Source organism: Flavobacterium macrobrachii (assembly GCF_014486675.1).
In the GTDB taxonomy this organism is placed as follows: Bacteria; Bacteroidota; Bacteroidia; order Flavobacteriales; family Flavobacteriaceae; genus Flavobacterium; species Flavobacterium macrobrachii.
The window spans coordinates 1-4282 of the sequence record NZ_JACTAC010000120.1 but is presented as its reverse complement, the minus strand read 5'-3'; the positions used below and the strand labels follow the sequence as shown (position 1 = coordinate 4282).

Here is a 4282-nt window from a genome sequence, read left to right as displayed (position 1 = left end):
CTCATAAAAAATGCCCCAAATAGTGTCTAACTTTTTGGGGCATGTTCAAATCGGGAGTTTTTTTGTTATTTGTATTTCGCCATAAATTCTTCAGCTTTCTCTACCATATTATAGCTTCCGCAGAAAAACGGTACGCGTTGATGTAATTCTGTAGGTTGGATTTCCATAATTCGTCCAAAACCATCCGAAGCTTTTCCGCCAGCTTGTTCGGCAATAAATGCCATTGGATTGCATTCATATAACAAACGTAGTTTTCCGTTTGGAGCTTTGTGACTTGTTGGATAAATATAAATTCCGCCTTTTATCATATTTCTGTGAATGTCGGAAACCAAACTTCCAATATATCGAGAAGTATAAGGTCTGTCGTTTTCTTCTAATTGACAATATTTGATATAATCTTTTACTCCTTGCGGGAAATGAACATAATTTCCTTCGTTGATGGAATAAATGGTTCCATCTTTGGTAAATTGCATATTGGGATGCGAAAGATAAAATGTTCCAATTGCAGGATTTAAGGTAAAACCGTTTACGCCATGACCAGTTGTATAAACTAACATGGTTGAAGTTCCATAAATTACATAACCCGCAGCCACTTGTTGTGTTCCAGGCTGAAGAAAATCTTCAATTGTTACTGGAGTTCCAACAGGAGTTTTTCTTCTAAAAACCGAAAAAATCGTTCCAACCGAAACATTTACGTCAATGTTAGACGAACCATCAAGCGGATCCATCAAAACGACGTATTTACTACTGTGACTTTTATCAGAGCCGGCAACGGTGATGAAATCATCGTTTTCTTCTGAAGCAATGCCACAAACAATTTCACGGTTGATTAATGTTTGAATAAAAATTTCATTAGCATAAACGTCTAATTTTTGTTGGTCTTCGCCTTGAATATTTTGTTCGCCTGCTGCACCAACTATGTCAACAAGTCCAGCTTTATTTACCTTATAATTTACGACTTTTGCCGCTAATCGAATGGAATTGATAATTCGAGATAATTCTCCCGAAGAATATTGAAATTCAGATTGTTTTTCGATGATAAATTCACCCAGAGTTTTGTTGCGTTCTTCCATTACGAAATCGTTGTAGTTAGTTTTGCAAATATCGATAAATTTGTTAAAGAAAAAAGCGCTTTCAAGAAGAAATTATTAATTGTATTTTTGTTCCAAATTTTTTTAAAATGATTATCCGTAAAGGAGAAAAAAAAGACATGAAAGCCGTTCTTGAACTCATTCAAGAATTAGCTACTTTCGAAAAAGAACCTGATGCTGTTGTAGTTACCGTTTCCGATTTAGAAAAAGATGGTTTTGGAGAAACTCCTTTGTTTCACACTTTTATTGCTAAGATAAATGACGAAATTGTTGGTATAGCACTTTATTATTATCGCTATTCGACCTGGAAAGGTAAAACTATTCATTTGGAGGATTTAATTGTGAAAGAAAAAATGCGTGGTTCGGGAATTGGTTTTGCATTGTATTCAAAAATAATAGAACAAGGAAAAAAAGACAATGTCCGCCGAGTAGAATGGGCAGTTTTAGACTGGAATATTCAGGCAATTAATTTTTACAAAAAGTCAGGCGCAAAAATTCTAGACGATTGGCGCGTAGTCCAAATGGATGAACAAGGAATAAATGAATTTTTAACTAATTTATAATGAGAATTTTCAAATTTGGTGGTGCATCAGTTAAAGATGCTGATGGTATTAAAAATGTATTTAGCGTATTAGAAAAAGTTGGTCATGAAGACACGCTTTTAGTAATTTCCGCTATGGGAAAAACCACAAACGCTTTAGAAACAGTAATCAAGAATTATTTCGAAAAGTCCAACGAACTTCATGCTTCGTTACAAGAAGTTCGAAAATACCACAACCAAATTTTGATGGACTTGTTTGACGACGAAGAACACGATGTTTTTTATGCCGTGAACAGTCATTTTGCTGATTTGGAATATTTCATTCGAAGCAATAAATCGCCTAATTACAGCTTTGTTTATGACCAAGTAGTTAGTTATGGCGAAATTATTTCGACTACAGTTGTAAGTCATTATTTCAATCATGCAGGTTTAAAAAATAATTGGATTGATGTTAGAAATTTCATCAAAACGGACAATAATTACCGTGATGCAAATGTTGATTGGGAAAAAACACAACAATTTATTTCAAAAGGAATAAAGAAAAAAGCGCTCAATATCACACAAGGTTTTTTAGGTTCTGATGAAAATAATTTCACAACTACTTTAGGTCGTGAAGGTTCTGATTATACAGCAGCAATTTTTGCCTATTGTTTAAGTGCCGAAAGTGTAACAATTTGGAAAGATGTTCCTGGAGTTTTAAATGCCGATCCAAGATATTTTGAAAATGCGGTTTTGTTAAATCAAATTTCTTATCGCGAAGCAATCGAATTAGCGTTTTATGGCGCGTCGGTTATTCATCCAAAAACATTGCAACCATTACAGAGAAAAGAGATTCCGCTTTTTGTAAAATCGTTTGTCAATCCTTTGTTGCCAGGAACAAGTGTTTCAAAAGGCGCTGATTTAGAACCACAAACGCCATGTTTTATCGTAAAGAAAAATCAGTTGTTGATTTCGCTTTCGTCTATTGATTTTTCATTCATCATGGAAGAAAATATCAGTGAGATTTTTGCCTTGTTCCATCAATATAAAATCAAAGTAAGCTTAATTCAAAACTCAGCAATTAGTTTCTCAGTTTGTGTAGAAGACAAGTTTGGTAATTTTGGCGAATTGAAAAATATCCTTTCTAAAAAATTCAAAGTGGCTTACAATGAAGATGTTTCGCTTTATACCATTCGTCATTTTGACGAAAAAGCAGCACAAATTGTTGAAAATGGTAAAAATGTTTTGGTGAAACAAATTTCTAGAGAAACGATGCAATTGGTTACTAAAGAGTAGAAACATTTATGAAAAAAAACAAAACCATTAAGAAATTAAGTTTCATTTAGAGTTGGAACTTAATTTTCTTAATTTCTTAATGGTTTTTAAATATTTGAATTAGTGTTGTTTTTATACTCAAAATAGCTTTTTTACGTTATAAGTATGTATGCTAAAAAAACTTTTTTTATTGATAATCTTCGTTGGGTTTTCCAAGCTTTCGGCTCAGGAAAAAACTTCGTTGTATCAAACTAAAAAAGTTGCCGTTTCTGCCGACACAATTAGTATCGAAAAAGTAAGTATCAATTCGGGGTTTTTCAAAATGCAGCTTGCAGATGGAACGCCAATTGATACTTCTTTTTATAAAATCGATTTCAAAAAAGGAAAACTACTCTTCAAAAACGGATTTACTGCGAAAGACAGCATAACCGTTCAATACCTAAAATATCCCGATTTTTTAACCAAAACCTATAGTATTTATGACCAAGACCGAATTGTTCCCAACGAAGAAGGAAATTTATATAAAGTCAATCGCTCGGTTAAAAAATTTGTCCCTTTCGACGGACTAAACACTTCTGGAAGTATAACTCGTGGCGTAACGGTTGGAAATAACCAAAACGCAACGGTAAACTCCAATCTGGATTTACAAATCACCGGAAAAATTTCCGATAAAGTTTCACTTCGTGCTTCTATTCAAGACAGCAATATTCCGTTGCAAGATGGCGGTTATTCTCAAAAATTAGATGAATTTGACCAAATTTTCATCGAATTGTTTACCGATAAATGGAATATTCGTGCTGGAGATTTATTTCTTGAAAACAGACAATCACGCTTTCTAAATTTCAATAAAAAAGTACAAGGACTTTCTACACATTTTACCTTTGGTGGCGAAGAAAACAAAACCGATATTTTTGCTTCGGCAGCTTTGGTTCGCGGACAATATGCTAGAAGTTCGTTCACTGGACAAGAAGGAAATCAAGGTCCATATAAACTGCGAGGAAATAATGGCGAATTGTTTGTTTTGGTAATTTCGGGTTCAGAAAGAGTTTACGTCAACGGAATTCTAAAAAAACGTGGAGAAAACAACGATTATATCATTGATTATAACGCTGGCGAAATTACTTTCACATCGCTTTTTCCTATTACTTCCGAAATGCGTATTGTTATCGAGTATCAATATTCTGATAGAAGTTACACGCGATTTGTAACCTATGCTGGAGCAAATCACGAAGCTAAAAAATGGAGTTTAGGCGGATATTTATATTCTGAAAATGATGTAAAAAATCAACCGTTGCAACAAAATTTATCTTCGGAACAAGTTGAAGTTTTAAAAAATGCCGGCGATAATGTGAATTTGATGAATGCGCCATCGGCTTATCTCGATACGTATTCAGAT

The 4282-nt window shown here is 33.8% G+C and carries 3 protein-coding genes and 1 pseudogene; 3 read left to right on the top strand and 1 reads right to left on the bottom strand.

Annotation, left to right across the window (positions count from 1 at the left end; translation table 11 throughout):
* Positions 1–65 precede the first annotated feature (65 nt).
* A complete protein-coding gene (fbp, locus tag IAI56_RS15285) occupies positions 66–1073 on the bottom strand; it encodes a class 1 fructose-bisphosphatase (RefSeq protein ID WP_187658686.1) in 1008 nt (335 codons plus the stop codon).
* A gap of 107 nt (positions 1074–1180) precedes the next feature.
* Here fbp and IAI56_RS15280 point away from each other — a divergent pair, with 107 nt between their 5' ends.
* From IAI56_RS15280 to IAI56_RS15270, 3 genes and pseudogenes are all read left to right on the top strand, one after another.
* On the top strand, positions 1181–1654 hold the full coding sequence (locus tag IAI56_RS15280) for a GNAT family N-acetyltransferase (protein ID WP_187658685.1): 474 nt from the start codon (positions 1181–1183) through the stop codon (positions 1652–1654).
* On the top strand, positions 1654–2907 hold the full coding sequence (locus IAI56_RS15275) for an aspartate kinase (protein WP_187658684.1): 1254 nt from the start codon (positions 1654–1656) through the stop codon (positions 2905–2907). Before IAI56_RS15280 ends, IAI56_RS15275 begins: the two co-directional genes overlap by 1 nt.
* Before the next feature lie 148 nt (positions 2908–3055).
* Positions 3056–4282: pseudogene (locus tag IAI56_RS15270) on the top strand (hypothetical protein); the annotation flags it as partial.

Coding starts and splice junctions, on each gene's coding strand:
- fbp (WP_187658686.1), bottom strand. CDS start 1,073: ATGGAAGAACGCAACAAAACTCTGGGTGAATTTATCATCGAAAAACAA.
- IAI56_RS15275 (WP_187658684.1), top strand. CDS start 1,654: ATGAGAATTTTCAAATTTGGTGGTGCATCAGTTAAAGATGCTGATGGT.
- IAI56_RS15280 (WP_187658685.1), top strand. CDS start 1,181: ATGATTATCCGTAAAGGAGAAAAAAAAGACATGAAAGCCGTTCTTGAA.